The sequence below is a fragment of the Ensifer sp. ENS08 genome (assembly GCF_014852195.1).
In the GTDB taxonomy this organism is placed as follows: Bacteria; Pseudomonadota; Alphaproteobacteria; order Rhizobiales; family Rhizobiaceae; genus Ensifer; species Ensifer adhaerens.
This window is the reverse complement of sequence record NZ_JACVBF010000016.1, coordinates 72,406-91,963: the sequence shown is the minus strand read 5'-3', so window position 1 is coordinate 91,963 and position 19,558 is coordinate 72,406. Positions and strand designations below refer to the sequence as shown.

Below are 19,558 nucleotides of genomic sequence, written 5' to 3'. Positions count from 1 at the left end.
GCGGAAGTTGGGTCTTGGGGCGCTGTTCGCGCAGCGGTATTGGCAAGCCCTCTTTTTTTCTCTGGCCAGGGAACTGGGGTTCCCTCTGGCGAGTTTGAGGATCGGCGACCCCGGTGTGCAGGGGCGCGTATCGCGGTCGCATCTTCGCACTAGGAGAGACGACGATGAAGCATCAAACAATAGAACAGTTGCAGGCGCTCGCCGAAATTCGTCCCGATCCCGTCATGACGAGAACGGAACGGCTTCAGCGTTGGGCCGAACTCTTGGAAAGCAATCCCGATCGCCGGCTTGGCACGCTTTCCGGTACTGAACGTGCGACTGCTGCCGTGCGTCAGGCCATGCAGGTCAACGGTTCGCCCATGACCGTCGCCTTCGAGGATACGCAATTGCGCCTCGCGGGGCTCGCAGACGACAGCTACGGCGAAGCAAAACGCTTTTTCGAAATATCGGATCATCAGCTGCACGACATCGTCTGCGACTGCAATTTCGGTAGTTCGGTGCGGGCTGCCTATGCCGCCCGTCGGGTTCGCGCGGCCATTGGTCTCTGGCCGCGTCTGAAGGCGCTCTTTAGCTGAGGGCTGAGCCCATCGGCCAGCCTCGGGGGAAGCCAGGGCGCCAGCCGGAAGCTTCCCTAACCTCCTGTTTCTTGTGAGCGGCGCGGCCTCGCTTTCGCGCCGGGTAAGGATATTGCGCCCGGCTGGGTGGCAAACCTGGTTTTGTTCAGCCCGAACCGATGCGCACCGCGTCGCAACGGACACAGTGTGGTCGTCGCGCGGCAAGGCGCAAACCTAGCCCGAGGGAGTATATCGCGATCCTCCCCACTTGCAGCATCATCCCCTCAACGCCGGTGCCGCGCGGCTCGCCGGGGGTGGAGGGATGCAGCCGCGGGAGGAGGATTTCATGACATTGGCAGCAGTAACCCGGGCTCTGGGTGCAACGTCCGCGCTGGCGATCCTGGTCGGCACGGCGCAGCCGGTTTGGGCCGCACCCGATCTGATCGTGCTCAACGGCGACGTGCGCACGGTGGACCAGGGCAAGCCGAAGGCACAGGCCTTCGCAATCGAGAACGGCAAGTTCACCGCAGTCGGCAGCAACGACGAGATCAAGGCACTGGCCGATGCCGAGACCAAGGTGATCGACGCCGGCGGCAAGACCGTGACCCCTGGCTTCATCGACGGGCATACGCACCTCACATCTGGTATGGACATGGTGACCGGTGTCGACCTCTCCTACATCCCGGACAAGAAGACCTGGCTCGAAAAGATCAAGGAAGCCGATCAGCGCCTGCCGACGGGCGTCTGGCTGATGGGCGGCGGCTGGGACTACACGCTCGGTGAGGGCAAGCTGCCGACAAAGGAAGACCTCGACGCCGTGGTGCCGGATCGCGTGGTGGTCCTGCGAGATATCGATTTCCATTCCGTCTGGGTCAATTCCAAGGCGCTCGAAGTGGGCGGCGTTACCGCGAAGTCGGAAGTCGAAGAGGGCGGGCAGGTGCTCTTGAACGACAAGGGCGAGCCGAGCGGCATCCTGCTCGAAAAGGCCGGCGACCTCGTCGAGAAGCATCGTCCGGTGGCGACCGACAGCGAGCGGCGGGCAGCGCTGCTTGAGACGATGAAGTTTGCCAACAGCCTGGGGATCACGGGCGTCAACGACATGTCGGATCTCGCCGCCGTGCACGACTATGCCGCGATCCTCTCGGAAAAGAAGATGCCGCTTCGCGTCTGGTACGGCTTCTTCGAAGGAGATCCGAAGAAGATTGCCGCAGCGGTCAAGGATCGCGACGAGGTCGACAAAGCGGCCGCCGGTTCCGGCGAGCAGGAGGTAAAGGGGCCGATGCTCAAGCTCGGCTACACCAAGTCGGTGATCGACGGGGTGCTCTCGACCCGCACCGCCTATATGCATGAGGACTATTCCGACCAGCACGGCTGGAAAGGCAAACCCTTCGAGACCAAGGAGCAGCTGGCGGCGGCAATCAAGGCCTCCAACGAAAACGGCTTCCCGACGGCGGTGCATGCGATCGGCGATGGCGGCGTCAGCCTCGTTCTCGACGCTTTCGCCGAAGCCTCCGTGCCGCGGCCGCAGCCGAACCGTATCGAGCATATCGAGGTGGTCGAGACCAAGGACATCCAGCGCTTCAAGGATCTCGGTGTCGTCGCCTCGATGCAGCCGAACCATGCGACCGGCACGATCGGTAAGTACATCACCGAACGCATCGGTACCGATCGCGAGCCGCGGGCCTATGTCTGGCATTCGATGCTCGACGCCGGCGTACCGCTGGTGTTCGGTTCGGACTGGCCGACATCGCCGCTGAGCCCGCTGACTCAGATCAACGATGCCGTCTTCCGCGAGAGCCCCTTTGGCTTGGGTGATGGTCCCTGGCACCCCGAGCAAGCGGTCACCTTCGACCAGGCCCTGCATGGTCTCACCCAGGCGGGTGCCGACATGACGCCTTGGGGCGGTGAGATCGGCTCGATTAGCGTCGGAAAGTGGGCGGATTTCGTCGTGATCGACGGCACTCTGTCCGATCCACTCGACCGTTCGATCCGCGAGCGCAAGGTGGAGGCGACCTATCTCGCCGGAAACGAGGTCTATCGCCGGCCCTGATCGGGGGCGGCAGCGTCCGTCTCCTACCGGTCGCCGTGCGAGGACACGTCGATCGGCAGCCTTCCCACCGATCCAGATCACGCTCGGCCGGCGCTACCAGCGCCGGCCGATTTGCCGTTCAGGGCCATGGTGCACTAGCTTAGTGCCTGAAAATTCATAATAATTGCGCTTCACTTTGGAGCTTATCAAGCTAAGGACGCGATGGAATGGCGTTGGACTCGTTGGACGTGCGGCTGCTGCGGATCTTCGTGACGATCGTGGAGGCGGGTGGTTTTGCGGCTGCACAGGGCGAGCTCAACCTGTCGCTCTCGACGATCTCCAACCATATCTCGGCGCTGGAAAGTCGCCTGGGTCTGATCCTTTGCCAGCGGGGCCGGTCCGGTTTCCGTCTTACCGAGGAGGGGCGTGCAGTCTACGAGGAGGCCAAGCGCCTGTTCGGCACGATCGACCAGTTCGATATCCGCATGAAGGGGCTGCAACACCGGCTGAACGGCACGCTTTCCGTTGGTCTGATCGACAACACCCTGTCCGACCCGGCCTCCCGTCTGACCCGCGTCTTTGCGCGGATGACGGATGAAGCGCCCGAGGTGGCGCTTTCGATCGTCACCCGACCGCCGCATGAACTGTTGCGCGACGTGATAACGGGCGAGCTCCACATCGCGATCGCGAGCTTCCCGCGCACGACGCTGGGGCTCGAATATGTCGATCTTTACGAGGAGACGCAGCGCTTCTATTGCGGGGCCGAGCACCCGCTGTTTTCCCGCGATGACAGCACGATCGAAATCGACGACATCCGGTCCTACAATCTGATCGGTCGCTCCTATTGGAATGCGCGCGACCTCAAGATCTTCTCGATCGCCAATCCGCGCGCGACGGTCAGCGACATGGAGGCGGAGGCGCGGCTGATCCTTTCCGGGCGCTATCTCGGCTATCTGCCCGATCATTTCGCCAGCCGCTATGTCAGCGAAGGGTTGCTGCGGCCGATCCGCCCGGATCTCTTCAGCTACAGGGCGCCTTTCCAGGCAGCCTTCGACAAATCGCGGGCGAAATCGGGGCTGGTGCCGTTTTTCGTCAAGCTGCTGACGAGCGAGTTCGGCGTCGCGCCCTCCGGCCGAAGCGCCTCGCGTCTGCGTGCCGGACGTTAGAACGCCGGGTCGCTGCTGCAGCCCGGCGTTCTGAAGGAACAGATTACGTGACCGGTTCTAGTCGAGCTCGAAGTTCTCTTTGTAGTCCTGCTTCAGGTGCTCCGGCTGGTTTTCCTTCTTCAGCATGCAATTGCCGACGACGAGGCGCTCGATCTCCGTTCCCATGAAGCAGCGATAGGCGTCTTCGGGATTGCAGACGATCGGCTCGCCACGCACGTTGAAGCTGGTGTTGACGAGCACCGGGCAGCCGGTGCGCGCCTTGAACCGGGTCAACAGCTCCCAGTAACGCGGGTTGGTCTCGCGGTGCACCGTCTGGATACGGGCGGAGTAGTCGACATGGGTCACCGCCGGTATTTCCGAGCGCGGCACGTTGAGCAGATCGATGCCGAACAGATTTTCCTGCGGGTGATTGGCGTGCAGGCGGCGGCTTTCCAGGACGTCGCCGACAAGCAGCATGTAAGGGCTGTCCGTGTCGATATCGAACCAGTCCGACAGGTCTTCACGCCGGATCGACGGAGCGAAGGGGCGGAAGCTCTCGCGGTACTTGACCTTGAGATTGAGCATCTTCTGCATCGTCGGCGAACGGGCGTCGCCGAGGATCGACCGTCCGCCGAGAGCCCGCGGTCCGAATTCCATCCGCCCCTGCATCCAGCCGACCGCTTTTTCCTCGGTCAGCGCCGAGACCGTGGAGGAGGTGATCTCCTCGTCCGAGAGGACCTCGAAGTTCGCCCCGGCGTTGGCAAGCCGCTGCTCGACTTCACCTTGCGCGAAGGCCGGTCCCAGATAGCCGCCCGACATGGAATCGCTGTCTTTCACGACACGCGCGCTTCCAAGATATTCGTGCCAGACCGAGAGGGCCGCCCCAAGGGCGCCGCCCGCATCGCCTGCGGCGGGCTGGATCCAGATATCGTCGAAGATCCCGGCCTTCAGCAACTTGCCGTTCGCCACGCAGTTGAGCGCGACGCCACCGGCAAGGCAGAGGTTCTTTTCGCCTGTCTGGCGCCGGGCATAGCGGGCGAGCCGCATGACCGCCTCTTCGGTCACGACCTGCACGGAGGCCGCAAGGTCCATCTCGCGTTGGGTCAGCGGCGATTCCGGCTTGCGGGGTTCGCCTCCGAAGAGGTCGTGAAAGGCCGGCGAGGTCATCTTCAGGCCCGTGCAATAACCGAAATAGTGCTGGTCCAGACGGAAGGAGCCGTCGTCCTTGAGATCGATCAGGTTGTCGAGGATCGTCTGCGCAAAACGCGGCCGCCCGTAGGGCGCAAGCCCCATCACCTTGTACTCGCCCGAATTGACCTTGAAGCCCGTGTAATAGGTAAAGGCCGAATAAAGCAGGCCAAGGGAGTGCGGGAAATGCAGCTCCTTCAGGAAGTCGAGGCGATTGTCATGGCCATGGGCAAGCGATGTGGTGCACCACTCGCCGACGCCGTCCATGGTGAGGACTGCGGCTGAGGCGAAGGGCGAGGGAAAGAAGGCGCTCGCTGCATGGGACTGGTGGTGCTCGGTGAAAAGCAGCGAGCCATCCCATTCCTTCTTGCCGACAAGCTTGCCGAGATCCTTGCGCAGCATCTTCTTCTGGAAGAGCTTTTCCTTGATCCAGACCGGCATCGCCACGCGAAACGAACTGAAGCCGTGCGGCACTGTCGCAAGATAGGTCTCGACAAGCCGCTCGAACTTCAGGAACGGCTTTTCGTAGAAGACGACATGGTCGATGTCGTTCATGGTGCAGCCTGCTTCCGACAAGCAGTACTCTATTGCCCGCGCCGGAAAATCGGGGTCGTGTTTCCGGCGCGTAAAGCGCTCTTCCTGTGCAGCGGCTACGATGCGCCCGTCTTCGACGAGCGCGGCCGCGCTATCGTGGTAAAAGGCCGAGATACCGAGGATACGCACGATGGTGCCGCCTAGAACAGCGTATAGATGAAGGGGGCGACGGCCGTTCCCTGCGTCAGTACCACCAGGGTTCCGAAGATGGTCGTCATGACCAGGATCGGCAGCAACCAGTATTTCTTCCGGTTGCCCATGTAAGACAGGAGTTCCCTAGCAAGGTCCATTTTCGTGTCCTCTGTCCGATACAATAAGGGATAGGTTCTTCAAAATTCAGAACTGGTTTTTCATCGTTGCCTGGGCTGCTTCGCCCTGCGGCTTGTCGATCCAGTAGGTCTTGGCGTTCTTGTCGAACTGTTCGGTCAGCGCGTCATTGCCGCGAAGCCTGAGATAAATGCCGATCGGCACGAAGGTCGTGACGTAGATCAGGAACATCACGACCGGATTGACGATCTTGAACAGCACAAGGCCGAGCCGCATCCAGAGATGGTTGGCGCGTGTCAGGGTCGAAGGCGCGATCAGGGCCAGCACGACCAGAACCACGCCGATCAGGGCGAGCACAGCCGTTACGGTCGTAATCTCGGAAGCCCGCCACCATTTCACGAGCGCGATCAGGGTAAGGATGCCACCGACGGTGTAGCCGAAACTTCTGTTCGACGGTCCTTCCGGGGGCTTCTCGTTCAGTGGTCCGTGAGAAATGCTCATTGCTATCCACCTCAAAGCGGTTAGCTAAAAAACGCACAATTTTCATTGTGCCGACGAATGAAAAACTCTTTAGTCATTTATATTGGGAGAATATGAGCGGCAAATACTGGGGTAGGTCAATATGCCAATGGATATAGAGGATCATATCCGGCTTACGATTCTTGGCGCGATCTTCTGATACTCGGGTTGATGCCCGCCGGTCGGCCCTGTTCCAGGGCTTGCCTGCAGCAGTGCAAGGTTCGTGTGGTCCGGGCGCGCGTGCGTAACCTTGGCTATACTGGTGGCGAATGCATTTGAGCGCTGGAAGAGACGAGCGTATGCTGGCGACACTTGAATATGCTGATTGCAGCGGCTGCCAGGGCCGTGCCGTCCTCGTCGTCGAAGATGCGGTCGGCGACGGTCGGTGGCCGCGATTTGATTTATTCTCGCTCGTCACGCGCAGGGTTGTTTTCAAAGGGGCGGCGCAGAGCGGAGACTTGGCATGAAGCTAGAGCCGTCAAACCGTTTCAGCGCCCGCCGCGTGAGCCCGACGGCGGCCGCTCCACCACACGGTGCCGGCGCGCCGATGGATCTGGACCAGGCGTCCGGCCGCAAGGTCTGGACGAACACCTTCCGAGCTCGTTCCGACAAGGTGATCGCCGTCGGGCGCATTCTGCTGGCGCTCGGCAGCGTCTGGATCGCCTGGCTCGATTCCGTTCACGTGCCGCTGCCGCCAGAGCCCATCTACTTCCTGCTGATCGGCTATCTCTTCTATGCCATCGCGGCCGCCTTCCTCGTCTGGCGCACGGAGATTTCGCGCGTGCGCGGCACGCTGGTGCGTCACATCATCGATGTCGCGGCGTTTGCGATCTTCATGTCGATGACCGACGGCCCGGCAAGCCCGTTCTTCATGCTGATGCCGTTCACTTTGCTGTCCGCGACGCTGCACTGGCGCTGGCGCGGGGCGCTCTACACCGGTCTCGTCTGCCTGGCGGCCCTGCTCTACCTCGGTTACTTCGATGCCGGCGATATGCTCGATCCGGATGCCGATACGACGACGAACGCCTCGCGGATCCTCTTCATCTTCGTTGCGGCTGCGCTGCTCGTCTGGCTGGGCGCACACCAGGAGGCGGTCCGGGCCGAGCTTCTTCGGCTGGTGCAGCGAACACCGAGCCAGCCGCGGGGACGCGAGTGGCCGGCGCGCGCGGCCCTCGATTATGCCGCCCATGTCATGCTGGTTCCGCGGGCCCTCTTGTTGTGGACCGATGCGGAGGAGCCCTGGACCTATGCGGCCCTGTGGAACGAAGGCGAGCTCGAGGTCATGCAGATGCCGCCCGATGCCTTCGGTACCTGGACGGACGAAAAATTGCTGCGCAGCAGCCTGCTTGTCACCGAGGCCGCGCGTGGTCGCGTTCTCGTGCATATCGGCGAGGGGCGGTTTCATCAATGGTCGGATCCCGATCCCCCGATCTCGCCAGCGCTTGTGGAAGCTTTCAACATCAACGCCGCGGTCTCGACCTTCTTCCAGGTCGACGATCTGCAGGCGCGCCTCTTCGTTCTGGAGCCGCCTGCGCTCACGCTCGATGACGTGGCGATCGCGGAGATCATCGCCGACAGGATCAAGGCGCTGTTCGAACAGGCGATCCTGGTTAGACGCCTGAGTGACGAGGCGGCCGTCGACGAGCGCATCCGCATCGGCCGCGACCTGCACGACGGGGTGCTTCAGGCGCTTGCGGGCACAGCACTGCAGCTTCAGTCGCTGCGCAAGCTCAAGGATGCGGGGCCGGATGTGCTTGCTGAACGCCTCGAGGCCATCCAGGCGATGCTGCTCGAAGAACAGCGGGAGCTTCGCGGCTTCATCCGCGCGCTCGAGCCGGGTGGCAATCTCCAGGCTACCGGCGAAATGCAGCTCGAGCGTCAACTGGAAGCGGTGGCCGCACGGCTGCGGCAGCAATGGCAGATCGACGTCTCGATCGCCTTCGACCCGCCGTCCGGCATCGACCTGCCGCTGGCGCTGACCTACGAGCTTGCGCGCATGACGTCCGAAGCGACCGCCAACGCGGTCAGGCACGGCGGCGCGCAGAAGGTCAGGATCACGCTCAGCATCGACAACGGATCGATCGTGCTGACGATCGACGACGACGGGGTCGGCTTCGGTTATGGTGAGCGTCTTGACCATGCCGAGCTTGAACGAGAAAAAATCGGACCGCGGAGCCTGCGTGAACGGGCGGCAGCGCGTGGCGGAAAACTTGCGATCGAAAGGATAGCGGAATGGACTCGAGTGGTCGTCATGCTGCCAATGCCGCAATAGCGTTGCGCGCGGTCGTCGTCGACGATCATCTGATCGTGCTCGACGGGCTTCGCCGGCTGATCGAGACCGTGCCCGGCTGGGAGGTGGTGGCGACCTGCGAGCGTGCGACCGATGCGCTGCAGGTTCTGTCCGAGCGGGGCGCCGATATCGTCGTCGCAGATCTTCGCATGCCGCATATGGACGGGCTCGAATTCATACGCCGGGTGCGCAGCGCCCACCGACAGCAGATCGCGATCGTCATCCTGACGGCTGATATCGGTGACGATCAGGTTGCCGAAGCGATCCGGCTCGGAGTGAACGGCATCGTCCTCAAGGAACAGGCCCCGGACACCCTGCTCGACTGCATGAATGTCGTGGCCAGCGGCAAGACCTATTTCCAGGATCAGGCGCTGAAGTCCGCGATCGAGCGGATACGCGCGCAGGAGGCCGTTGAGACCCGGGGCGTCGACCTCCTGACACAGCGCGAGATCGAGGTCTCGCGGCTGGCGGCTTCGGGGATCCGCAGCAAGGAGATCGGTGCCCGGCTCGGCATATCGCCGGGCACGGTCAAGCTGCATCTCCACAGCATCTACAGCAAGCTCGGAATCTCGACGCGCGTCGAGCTGGCCAATCTGGCGAACCGGCTCCCGAAGAGCCCACTATGACGGCGTCGCCCGCGCTTGCAGGCCCCCTGCTTCTGGCCTGAGCCTCCCCTTTCGAAAACATCCAGCCCGCGACGAGACGCCGCGACCGGCGCTTTCTGCCGCAAGCGAACTGTAAGAAACAGGGCCGGAGTATATCCATCTGGATATATTCAGAACGAAAATCCTAGGATAGAGTTCGGAATTGTAAGGCGTCTCCGGCAGAGAAGTGAAACCTCCGAAGCTCATGTCGCTATATAACGAATAAGTTCATGTTTTCGTATTCTGAAGATATTGACGGTGTTCTTCTCTGTTCCGGAGAGCCACTATGCATGTTCAAAGTGTTATTGAAATAGCTGAAACAGACGGTCGGCTTCCGGTCGAGATAATCATAAAGGGTTATCGTTTGAGCCAGAAGCGGCTTACCGTCTTCGTTTTAAACGAGGTGACGCCGGCCGCGGTCAACCGGATCCTGGATCCCGTGGTGCCGACGTTGCCTCTTTTCATTCCTGGCGTGCTTTACGTCAAGATTTCGGATGATGCCCGCGTGCGGGAAGCGGTCGAGACGGCGGATGTCGTCTATGCCGCGACCAGCCTGTTTCGCGATCAGTTGACCGGCTACGGGACTTTGCCCGGGCTGCTTCGACCGATCGAGCTCCTGCGGCCGGATTCCTCCAAGCGCATCCGGCTCGCAGATACTGGCGAACACGCAGGCTCCGACGAACCGAAGCGTCCCTCCGTCGCAAAGACATCGAGGCGCACGACCACCTATCTCGCCAGCCTGGCACGGTCCTATTGGCGCGAGGCCGGAAGCGCCTGAACCGGGCGATGCGGCAATCATCCGAAATGCTTCAACACAGATCGCACAATCAAGGTGTCAGCTGACATGCCCCGAAAAGCCGAACGTCAGGATGCGCTCAACAACAACAATCCGACGGCGACGCCTGCGGATTTCATCGATCAGAACAAGCCTCAATCGAGCGGAATCCTGCAACGCATGCGCCGTTCGCGCAATTTCGGCGGTGTCATGGATGGGCTGATCATTCTCGTTTCGGGACTTGTCGCCATTCTGCTGTGCGAACTGCTGCTGCGTCTGGTGCCGAGCCTCCAGCTTCCGGTCGGCGAGGGCGAATATGTCTATTGCGGCGTGCCGCGGGGGCGGCATCAGTCGCACGCGCTCTACGGCTATACGGAAATACCGGGCAACAGCTACTTCGAGCGTTTCAGCCCGCTCGATCCTTGGAACCGCGTCCAGATCAACCGCGACGGTTTCCGCGACAATGCGACGGGCACGGGTTCGCCGGTGTTCGTCCTCGGCGATTCCATGGTGCGCGGCTCGCTCGTCAAGGAAAGCGAAACCTTCAGCTCGCTCCTGAACGCATGGCACCCGCAACTGCTGCTCAAGAACTACGGCACCGGCGGCTACGGCCAGCCGAACGAGATCCGGGTCTATGAGGACAAGGGCCACAGCATCCCTCATAACCTCGTCGTCGTCGGGCTCTCGCTCAGCACCGACCTTGAGGACAATGCCGAGCGTGCGGTTCTGACGCCCTCGTCCATCGATATCACGGTCGAGCCGGCCGGTAGCGGAACCAAGAAGCCCAGCCTCGCTTTGCAGGCACATCTGTACCTGTGGCAGAACAGCAAGCTCTACAACTGGTTCTACTCGACCCTGCTCAGACCCTATGTTGGCGACCGGGCGTCCCGGCGTGACATCGGCCATGCGATCGAGCTGACGCGGCGCCTGTTCGTCCGGCTTGCCGACGATGCCCGCGCCAACGGCGCCGAGCTGCTCGTCGTCATCCTCCCGGGCTGGGCGGAACTGGTTGGTCGCGACGACGGCCTGCAGCCGGAAAAGCAGCGCGAAATGATCAAGGCGCTCGCCGCTGCGACGCCCGGAGTGTACGTGGTCGATCCGACCGAAAAGCTCTCCGCCAACGATCCGATGAAAACCTATGGCATCGGCGACAAGCACCTTTCTCCGCTCGGACATTTTCTTGTGGCCGAGGCGATCGACCAGTGGCTGGTCAATGATTGGAGCGGCGGCAAGGGCCTGACGGTCGGCGAGCACCAGTTCGTAAAAACCGCTCCGGTGGAGCCAGATTGCCTGAAGTTTTCTCAGGTCGGACAGTAATCGGCGGACCTGAAAGGAAGATCCGATGAATTCCAATGTAACACGCGTCGTTCAAATGGAACAAAACAGCGTCCGGAAATCCTCCATTCTCAAGCGAGCCCTGCTTGCGGTTCTCGCGACGGCTTTCAGCCTCGCCCTTTGCGGCCTCATGATCGAAGGCATGGCGCGCACCGTCTTCGACAACGGCATGGATTTCGACCTCGAGATGTGGAAATACGCCCGCGACCTGAAACGGGTCAGCGCCGAGCCGGCGATCGGCCACGAGCATATTCCCAATTCGAGCGGCGTCTTCATGGGTGTGCCGGTCAGCATCAACTCGATCGGCCTGCGCAACCGCGAAATCGGCCCGGTTGCCGCCGGGACGACGCGGGTGATGATGCTCGGGGATTCGCTGACCTTCGGCTGGGGCGTCAAAGAGGAAGATACGCCCTCCAGGCTGCTGGAAACGGTCCTCAACGGCGGCAGCCAGGGGGCGCCGAAATACGAGGTGATCAACACCGGTGTCGGCAACTACAACACCCAGATGGAAGTCGCCTATTTCATGACCAAGGGCGTCGAGCTCAAGCCGGACGTGGTCGTCCTCAACTATTTCATCAACGATGCCGAGCCGACGCCGCGCCGTCACGAGGTCGGCTGGGGCGAGTATTCGCAGGCCTATGTCGTACTCGCCTCGGCGGTCGACAAAATCTCGCGCATCTTCCTCGGTCGGGCGGACTGGAAGGCCTATTACCGGGGCCTCTATGAAGACGACCAGCCCGGCTGGACGGAAGGGCAGGATGCCATGCGGCGGCTGATCAGCTTCTGCCGCGAACGTGGCATCAAGCTCGTGCTCGTCAACTATCCCGAACTGCATGAAGTCAAGCAGTATCCGTTCCCGGAAGTCACCGGCGCGGTCGAGAAGATCGCCGAAAGCGAGGGGGTTCCCTTCCTCGATCTTCGCCCCTCGGTCGAGGATCTCGTTCCCGAAACGCTGTGGGTATCGCCATCGGATGCGCACCCGAACCGGATCGCCAACGAGCGCTTCGCCGCCGCGATCGCCGGAACGCTGGAACGCTCCTATCCGGACCTCTTCGCCGGAGCCGGATCGGTCGCCAAGGTCCAGCCGTGAGGCTAGCGCGACCGGCTGCTGAACGTCCTGGTCGGAGACATGCGCGTCAAAAATCGACGATCAGGTTTGCGCGGCCGGCACTCGACCGCGCGCCGTCGCCGAATTCGCCGAGATAGGTGATTGCCAGCCGCGCGGATTTGGAGAGCCGGGCGGAAATGCCCGCTTCCACCACCAGCGCATCGCGCGCGATGGGCACGCCTGCGATGGTGAAGGGGCTGGCACCGGCAAAGGCAAGGCGCGCGGACGGCGAAAGGTCGCCTTCCGCATGGCGCCAGCCGAGCATGCCGGAGGCTGAGATCGGCATTTGGTCTATCGGCAGATTCGCCCACCAGCGCACGCCGATGGTCGTAAGCATGGCGTCGTCAGTGGCACCTTCTGCCGAGAGCGCCGCCGAACCACCGTTTTCCTTGAACGCATCGGTATCGAGATAGACATAGGCCAGGTTTGCGAACGGCTGAAGCCTGATGTCGTCTGCGCTGAGCGTGAAGGAAAGGTCGGCGAACACCTGGGCAACAGTGCTGTCGTAGTCGGCGGTCAGGCGGTCTGTGAACGAGCCGAAGGCGAGGTCACGCTCCGACGAAACCTCGTTGTGGCTATAGATCGCGCCGCCTGCAAGGTTCAGCGCCCCGATGTTCCCATATCCGTAGAGGCCCGCATGGTAAGCATCGACACGCGCCTGCGGCTGAACGGTGAGATGGCTGTAGCCGAGGATCCCACCGAGGCGCCAATCGTCGGAAACCGCCGTATCAGCGCCGACGAGGACACCCGCCGTGCGGTTACCGATAGCGGCTGCGTTGCCGTCACCGGACAAATGGCCCGCGCCTGCAAAACCCGACGTCCAGAAGACGGCGTCCTCGGTTTCCTGAAGGGTCGAGACGGCCGAGCCCGCGCGCTCCAGAATGGCGTCCCGCGGAAAACGGCTGTCCCACATCAGCGCGCTCTTGACTGAGGCGTGTACCTCGCCGCTCAGCTGGGAAAAGGCGCTTGCGGCCGTTGCATCATCCAGCGAGAGCACGGCCAGCGTGAGCGGGCTCGTGACGCCCAGCGCTTCGACAGCGCTTGCTGCTGCGCGCCCATTGGCGGTTTCTGCGAGGTCCGCGAACGCAACGTCGTTCCGGTCGAGCCTCAGATCGATGCCGGTGGCGCCATAGGTCAGCGTCGGCGACAGGAACGCAAGATTGCTTGTCACCGCATCGAACCGGCCGCTGACAGTGCCGGCGGAAGCGATCGTGTAGCTCGTCGACGGGTCATAGACGCCGCTGCCGGCGAGGACCGCTAGCCTGCCGCCCTCAAGCGAAAGCGCGCCCGAAACGGCCAGGCGGTCGGATTGCCCCGCCGCATCCACATCCACCTGATAGATCGAGCCCGAACGGAACGTCAGGTCGCCGTTGACGGTGGCAACCGCGATGCCCGGGCCGGGAGAGACCACGCCGCCGGCATTGACCGTCAGGCTGCCGACGATGCCGCTGCCGGACAAGAGACCGCCGTCGAAGATTTCGACCGTCCCGGCGACCGTACCCTGGTTGACGAGAGCGCCGCCCGTGATGTTCGCCGCGCCGCTGATCGTGCCGGTGTTTTGGAAGAGGCCGCCGCTGTTTGCGAGCGAAGCGATGGTTCCGTCGTTCGACCCGGTGCCGGCGTTGGAAACTGCCCCGGCAGTCGCGCCGCTGTTATTGGTGAAAGTGCCGTTGGCACCGATCTCGACGTCGGCGAGCGCCGCATTGTTGACGACGCTGCCGCCGGCGACGGTTGTCTTTCCGGTCACCGTGCCGTTGCCGTTGTTGGTGAAGGATCCGCCATCGTTGCGCACGGAAGCGATGGTTCCGGCATTGGACAGGGTGCCGGCGTTGGTGACGTTGGCGGCCACGGCGCCGCTGTTGTTGACGAAGGCTGCCGCGGCCGCGACGTCGGCGTCGCTAACGACGAAATTGTTCGTCACGGTGCCGCCTGTAACCGTCATCTTGCCGGTGACTGTGCCACCGGCATTGTTGGCGAAGTTTCCGGCTGTGTTGGTAAGTCCGGCGATCGTGCCGGCATTCGACGCGGCGCCGCTGTTGGTGACCGCGCCGGCGCTTGCCCCCGACGTGTTCGTGAAGGTGCCGCCCGCGCCGACGGTGACCGTACCGAGGGTCGCGTTGTTGGTGACGGCGCCGCCAGAGACCGTGGTTTCGCCGGTCACTTCGCCGCCGAAATTGTTCGTGAAGCTTCCGGCGTCGTTGCGCACCGATGCGATGGTGCCAGCGTTCGAGACCGTGCCGGCGTTGGTAATCGCGCCCGCAGTTGCGCCATTGTTGTTGACGAAGGCGGCCGCTGCCGCGACATCCGCGTCGGTGACGACGAAGTTGTTGGTGACGGTTCCGCCCGCCACCGTCGTTTTCCCGGTGATCGTGCCGCCGGTATTGTTGGTGAAGTTCCCCTGGGTGTTCGTCAGCGAGCCCATGGTTCCGGCGTTGGAGGCGGTGCCGGCATTCACCGTCGCGCCGGCGACGGCGCCGGTGTTGTTCACGAAAGTGCCCCCAGCCGAGACTTTGACGTCACCAACCTCGCCGTTGTTGGAAAGCGACGTGGCGCTGCCGACGCTGGCGCTGTCCAGCGTTCCGTTCACCGACACGTTGCCGTTGTTCAGCGTCAGCCTTCCGTTGAGGTCCCCATCGATCGACAGGCTGCCGCCGTTCAGCTCGACATTGGAGGTGAGTGCGCCGCCCGCGTTGATGCTGACGCTCCCGGAATTGATCGTGCTACCGTTGGTGACGGTCAGCGCGCCGGTGTTGGAGATGGTGACATTGCCGCCGTCGACGCCAAGCTGGCGGATCGTACGGCCGTCGTTGACCTGCGGAGAGCCGGTGTTGACCTCCGCTGCGTCGCTCGCGCCGGGCAGGGCGGGCGCCCAGTTCGCGCCGTTGCCGAATTCGTTGTCGTCTCCCCCGGTCCAAACGGACTGGGCAAGCGCCGGTGTCGAGACGGCAAGAGAGGCTAGTGCCGTGAAAAGGCCGAGGCGTTTGGAAAGGACCGCGAGCGGTGTTTGTCGCATGGGTGCCGCCGGTGCTACGAACGCTCGCGAATCAGCCAGCGGAATGGGTAGCTTTGGCTATCTAATCATGGTTAACGATTTACTACCACCGTTGCTCCCGGGCCGGATGGGCCACCGCCATCGCCCGGTGGCAGAGCCGAAAGTCTCGGCTCCGCTTGCCCTTTGAAGCCGCCGGGAAACGCATGATCAACTGAGCGGGAAGCCCATGGCCGAGACCATCTTGAGCCACGGCCTGCGCCAGCCACCGGACTTGTCGGCGGTGTCGAGCGCATACATGGTGATCTGGGCGCCGAGCCAGCGGAACGGCTCGGGTGGGATCGTATTCGGAAGGCTGGTGGCGAAATCCAGCCGGCTCTCCGGGGTCTTCGAGCCGTCGAGGATATCGAGCGCTATGCGCGCGCCGAAACGTGAGGCCGAGACGCCGAAGCCAGAATAGCCGCCGGCATAAACGACCTTTTCGTCATGGTAACGCTGGAAGTGTACGGCCATGCGGGTGCTGAGGTCGATCGGCCCGCTCCAGGCATGGCTGAAGCGCAGGCCTTCGAGCTGTGGAAAGGTGTCGAAGAAAGCGGCGGCAAGGGGCTCATAGGTATCGAGTTCCCGGTCGATCGACGGAAACGGATCGCCGGCGAAGGCATAGGCGAGGCGGCCGCCGAAGATGATCCGGTTGTCCTTGGTGAGCCGCATGTAGTTCATCTGGGTGCGAGTGTCGTAAACGCCCTGACGATGGCTCCAGCCGATCGCTGCCATCTGCTCCGCTGACAGGGGCTCTGTCGCCAGCACCCGATCGCGCACGGCGACGACCCTGTTTTTGATCTTCCTGTGGCCGGCGGCAAAGGCGTTGGTGGCGAGCAGCACCTTCGGCGCGGTCACGCTGCCGGAAGCCGCGTGTGCCTTCATCCGGTCGCCGAGGTCTTCAAGGCCTGTCAGTTCGGTGTTTTCGAAGATCCGTACGCCGAGCGTGAGCGCGACCCGTTTCAGTCCGAACGCCAGCAGCGCCGGATGCACCGTGCCGCAGATATGCTTCGACCAGACGCCGGCCTTGTAGCGCGGCGAATTGATTTCGGCGCGGACGGCGCTCTGATCGAGGAAGACCGCCTGGTGGCCGTACTTCAGGTGAAGCTCGTGCTCCTCGTGCAGCGCTTCGATATGGGCGTCGTCGACCGCGACCGTTAGCTCCCCGCCCCACTCGGCATGACAGTCGATCGCATGCTCCTCAAGCGTCTTGAGAAAGCCGTGCATGTTCTCCTGGCCGAGCTTCTCGAGCGCTGCGATGTCTTTCGGGAAAATGCGCACGGCGTTCGACAGCCCGTGCATGACCGAGGTTGAGACGACACCGCCCGGCCGACCCGAGGCGCCGTTGGCGACCGAGCCTTTCTCGATCAGAATGACGTCGATCTCGGGCTGGCGCTGCTTTGCCTGGATGGCGCCCCACAACCCGGTAAAGCCGCCACCCACAACGAGAAGGTCGGCCTTCAGATGACGCGTCAGTCGCTCTCGCGGCTCGGGCGCATCCGGCCGGTCGAGCCAGAAGGGCGTCATCGTCACGTCTGCAAGGGCTTTGTTTCTTACCTGGGTCATGAGGACGGCTCACATCACTTCGCGGCAGGGGCGGTGTAGAGGACGTAGACCTTGCGCATCGTCTCCAGCACTTCGAAACGCACTTCGACGCCGGCTGGAAGCACGTAGCTTTCGCCCGCCGAAAAGGTCTCGACCGAGCCATCCGGGTTGGTGATCGCGACCTTGCCAGAGAGGATGACGCTGTATTCATTGCCATCGGGATAGGAGAGCATTTCCGCATAGGGCGTCGACTGCCACGTGCCGATGACGACGGCCTTGTCGGGGCTTTCGAAATGAACGTCGCCGAGCTCGTCCGCAAAGCCCGAAAGGATCGCCTCCGGCGGCACGACGCTGCATTTTTCAAGCGCGTTGAGGCCGACACCATCGCGCCCGAGTTTGATGACCTTCGACATGTTCACTCCAGTTCAGAAAGACGAGCGCCAAGTCGATCGGCCGCGCGCCAGGGTTTCGTTGTTTCATTCTTCTACGGAACGACGGGATGTCCGAGATCAATATGCCGTCTCGACAGTCACGTGCCGCCTTGCCTGCCGCGGATCTACTGTGCGGCTTGCATCATTTTTCTAGGCGTCGATATCGCTGCTCGGAATACGCCAAAGGGCTAGGTTCGCTCCGAGGCGGGCCATCCGTGCCGCGCCGCAAGGCCTTGCCCCGCCGGATGTCGGCCACCTATGCCGTTGTTTTGGTTCCCCAAAAGATAGTTTTGGAAATCCCGTAGTGAAATTCCGTTACTTGCGACCAACCCAACCTTCGCCTAGTCTGCGCTTGGAGGAGAACAATATGAACGACGATACGATCATCAAAGTCTGCGCGCCGGCGCAGCAGGTGTCCGGTGTAGGCGATCTGGCGCTGTCGCTGATGGAGGGGGTGGGCCGTTCGGATTTCCAGGACCGGCTGACACATTCGCTCAAGCGGCACATTGCGATCGATGCCGGTCTGATGCTCCTCTATCGACGCGACGCCGCGCCGAAGATCCTGTTTAACGACTGGCGCACGGACAGGGGGCTGTCGGATATTCGCGCCTATCTGCAGGGGCCGTACCGGATGGATCCGTTCTACCGGCTGGCGCTCGACAATGGCGACGACGGGCTTTATCGCCTTCGGCAAATCGATCCGTCCTTCGACCGGTCGCAGTACTACCGCGACTACTACCGGCATTCGGGCCTGCACGACGAATTCAACGTCTTCATCGGCATCGATGCCGACACGAAGATCGCAATCTCTCTGGCGCGCCGCCATGCGCACGCGGCCTTCAGCGGCGAAGATCAGGATTTCCTGCAGAATGCGGCGCCGCTTATCAGCATGGCCGTGCTTCGGCATTATCGCGACCTCAGACCCGAAGGCCTGGGCGACGACGGCTCGCCGCTTCAAAGCGCCCTGGCGCAGGCGGTGCGCAATTTTGGCCGCAGCCTGCTGACCGATCGCGAATGCCAGGTGGCGCAGATGATCCTGCGCGGTTACTCGGTCAAGGGTGCTGCCGAAAAGCTCGGCATCTCGCCGGCGACCGTCAAGCTGCATCGCCGCAACCTCTACGCCAAGCTCGACATCACTTCGCAGACGGCATTATTCTCGCTGTTTATCGATGCCGTATCTTCGGCAAGCAATGCCTTCGAGGATCCGCTGGCCACGTATCTTTCGCCGGCTGGCGCGCTGAGGCCGCACTGATCCGGCGCATTTGTCGGGAATTCCGGGGAAGTCTATCTTCCTCAGAGTTACCTCAAGCCGCGGCGCTCACCCGTTGTTCGGAGCGCCGCGAGACCAGTTGAGCGGCCACCAATCCAAACACGACGATGCCGAGGATAATCGTCGAGATCGCGTTGATCTCCGGCGTCACGCCGAACTTGATCTGTGAATAGATCTTCATCGGCAGGGTCGATGCACCCGGCCCGGTCGTGAAGCTCGAGATGACCAGGTCGTCCAGCGACAGGGTGAAGGACAGCAGCCAGGCGGAGACGAGCGCCGGGATCATGTTCGGTAAGGCGACGCTGACGAACGCCTTTGCCGGAGGGCAGCCGAGATCGCGCGCCGCCTCCTCCAATGAGGGGTCGAGTTCGACCAGCCGCGATTGCAGGACGACAGTCGCAAAACAGAGCGTGAAGGTGGTGTGCGCCAGCGTGATGGTGAGCGGCCCGCGGTCGATCCCGAGCGTCACGAACATCAGAAGCATCGACACGGCCATCACCACCTCGGGCATCACCATCGGGGCGAGCAGCATGCCGTTCAGCAGTGCCCGGCCACGGAAGCGACGCAGCCGCACCATGACGACGGCGGCAAGCGTGCCGAGAAGGGTGGCGGCGGTGGCCGAGACCGCCGCGACCAGGAAGCTGACTTTCGCGCCCTCGATGATCGAGGGATTGTTGAGAACAGTCGCATACCATTGGGTGGAGAAGCCGCCCCAGACCGTCACGAGCTTCGAGCCGTTGAAGCTGTAGACGACGAGCACGACGATAGGCAGATAGAGGAAGGCAAGACCGAACAGGATCGACAGCCGATTGAACCAGCTTGGTTTTGTCATGGCT

17 protein-coding genes are annotated in these 19,558 nt (G+C 62.5%); 10 read left to right on the top strand and 7 right to left on the bottom strand.

Annotation, left to right across the window (positions count from 1 at the left end):
- The first annotated feature begins 164 nt into the window (after positions 1-164).
- The 3 genes from IB272_RS26735 (at position 165) to IB272_RS26725 (ending at position 3,749) form a co-directional block, all read left to right on the top strand.
- Complete coding sequence (locus IB272_RS26735; RefSeq protein WP_034789708.1) at positions 165-575, top strand: hypothetical protein; 411 nt, start codon at positions 165-167, stop codon at positions 573-575.
- A 325-nt stretch (positions 576-900) separates the two neighbouring features.
- A complete protein-coding gene (locus IB272_RS26730; protein ID WP_192445430.1) occupies positions 901-2,604 on the top strand; it encodes an amidohydrolase in 1,704 nt (567 codons plus the stop codon).
- Between the two features lie 206 nt (positions 2,605-2,810).
- A complete protein-coding gene (locus tag IB272_RS26725) occupies positions 2,811-3,749 on the top strand; it encodes a LysR family transcriptional regulator (RefSeq protein ID WP_060519278.1) in 939 nt (312 codons plus the stop codon).
- A gap of 57 nt (positions 3,750-3,806) precedes the next feature.
- Here the strand turns inward: IB272_RS26725 and IB272_RS26720 are convergent, their stop codons facing one another.
- The 3 genes from IB272_RS26720 to IB272_RS26710 are packed head-to-tail and all read right to left on the bottom strand — an operon-like array spanning position 3,807 to position 6,278.
- Positions 3,807-5,639, bottom strand: a complete 1,833-nt coding sequence (locus IB272_RS26720; protein ID WP_060528964.1) for a carbamoyltransferase — start codon at positions 5,637-5,639, stop codon at positions 3,807-3,809.
- Positions 5,640-5,650: 11 nt separating this feature from the next.
- Positions 5,651-5,800 (bottom strand): DUF5989 family protein, encoded by a 150-nt coding sequence (locus IB272_RS26715; protein ID WP_089043047.1) that lies wholly within the window; start codon positions 5,798-5,800, stop codon positions 5,651-5,653.
- Between the two features lie 46 nt (positions 5,801-5,846).
- Complete coding sequence (locus tag IB272_RS26710) at positions 5,847-6,278, bottom strand: SxtJ family membrane protein (RefSeq protein WP_034789693.1); 432 nt, start codon at positions 6,276-6,278, stop codon at positions 5,847-5,849.
- A gap of 317 nt (positions 6,279-6,595) precedes the next feature.
- Here IB272_RS26710 and IB272_RS26705 point away from each other — a divergent pair, with 317 nt between their 5' ends.
- The 6 genes from IB272_RS26705 to IB272_RS26680 all read left to right on the top strand — a co-directional run bounded on the left by IB272_RS26705 (position 6,596) and on the right by IB272_RS26680 (position 12,430).
- Positions 6,596-6,763: a hypothetical protein gene (locus tag IB272_RS26705; RefSeq protein WP_162731882.1), complete on the top strand. Its 168-nt coding sequence runs from the start codon at positions 6,596-6,598 to the stop codon at positions 6,761-6,763.
- Positions 6,760-8,568 carry a sensor histidine kinase gene (locus IB272_RS26700; protein ID WP_082566252.1) on the top strand — a complete coding sequence of 603 codons (1,809 nt, stop codon included), beginning with the start codon at positions 6,760-6,762 and terminating at the stop codon, positions 8,566-8,568. Before IB272_RS26705 ends, IB272_RS26700 begins: the two co-directional genes overlap by 4 nt.
- The gene (locus IB272_RS26695) at positions 8,529-9,212 is read left to right on the top strand and encodes a response regulator transcription factor (protein ID WP_034789687.1); all 684 of its coding nucleotides are present in this window, start codon (positions 8,529-8,531) and stop codon (positions 9,210-9,212) included. The genes IB272_RS26700 and IB272_RS26695 overlap by 40 nt, the downstream gene beginning before the upstream one ends.
- Positions 9,213-9,594: 382 nt before the next feature.
- The gene (locus IB272_RS26690; protein ID WP_060519282.1) at positions 9,595-10,008 is read left to right on the top strand and encodes a hypothetical protein; all 414 of its coding nucleotides are present in this window, start codon (positions 9,595-9,597) and stop codon (positions 10,006-10,008) included.
- A 66-nt stretch (positions 10,009-10,074) separates the two neighbouring features.
- Complete coding sequence (locus IB272_RS26685) at positions 10,075-11,322, top strand: SGNH/GDSL hydrolase family protein (RefSeq protein ID WP_034789684.1); 1,248 nt, start codon at positions 10,075-10,077, stop codon at positions 11,320-11,322.
- Positions 11,323-11,347: 25 nt separating this feature from the next.
- Positions 11,348-12,430: an SGNH/GDSL hydrolase family protein gene (locus IB272_RS26680; protein ID WP_060519284.1), complete on the top strand. Its 1,083-nt coding sequence runs from the start codon at positions 11,348-11,350 to the stop codon at positions 12,428-12,430.
- A 46-nt stretch (positions 12,431-12,476) separates the two neighbouring features.
- Here IB272_RS26680 and IB272_RS26675 read toward each other — a convergent pair whose 3' ends face one another.
- The 3 genes from IB272_RS26675 to IB272_RS26665 form a co-directional block, all read right to left on the bottom strand.
- Positions 12,477-15,461: an autotransporter domain-containing protein gene (locus tag IB272_RS26675; protein ID WP_192445429.1), complete on the bottom strand. Its 2,985-nt coding sequence runs from the start codon at positions 15,459-15,461 to the stop codon at positions 12,477-12,479.
- Positions 15,462-15,647: 186 nt separating this feature from the next.
- Entirely contained in the window at positions 15,648-17,042 is a 1,395-nt protein-coding gene (locus IB272_RS26670) for an FAD-dependent oxidoreductase (protein WP_034789670.1), read from the bottom strand.
- Between the two features lie 14 nt (positions 17,043-17,056).
- A complete protein-coding gene (locus IB272_RS26665; RefSeq protein ID WP_051659170.1) occupies positions 17,057-17,434 on the bottom strand; it encodes a cupin domain-containing protein in 378 nt (125 codons plus the stop codon).
- A gap of 385 nt (positions 17,435-17,819) precedes the next feature.
- On the opposite strand from IB272_RS26665, the gene IB272_RS26660 reads away from it, so the two are divergent.
- Positions 17,820-18,704 (top strand): LuxR C-terminal-related transcriptional regulator, encoded by an 885-nt coding sequence (locus IB272_RS26660; RefSeq protein ID WP_051659169.1) that lies wholly within the window; start codon positions 17,820-17,822, stop codon positions 18,702-18,704.
- Positions 18,705-18,756: 52 nt separating this feature from the next.
- Here IB272_RS26660 and IB272_RS26655 read toward each other — a convergent pair whose 3' ends face one another.
- Positions 18,757-19,554, bottom strand: a complete 798-nt coding sequence (locus IB272_RS26655; protein ID WP_060519288.1) for an ABC transporter permease — start codon at positions 19,552-19,554, stop codon at positions 18,757-18,759.
- Between the last annotated feature and the right edge of the window lie 4 nt (positions 19,555-19,558).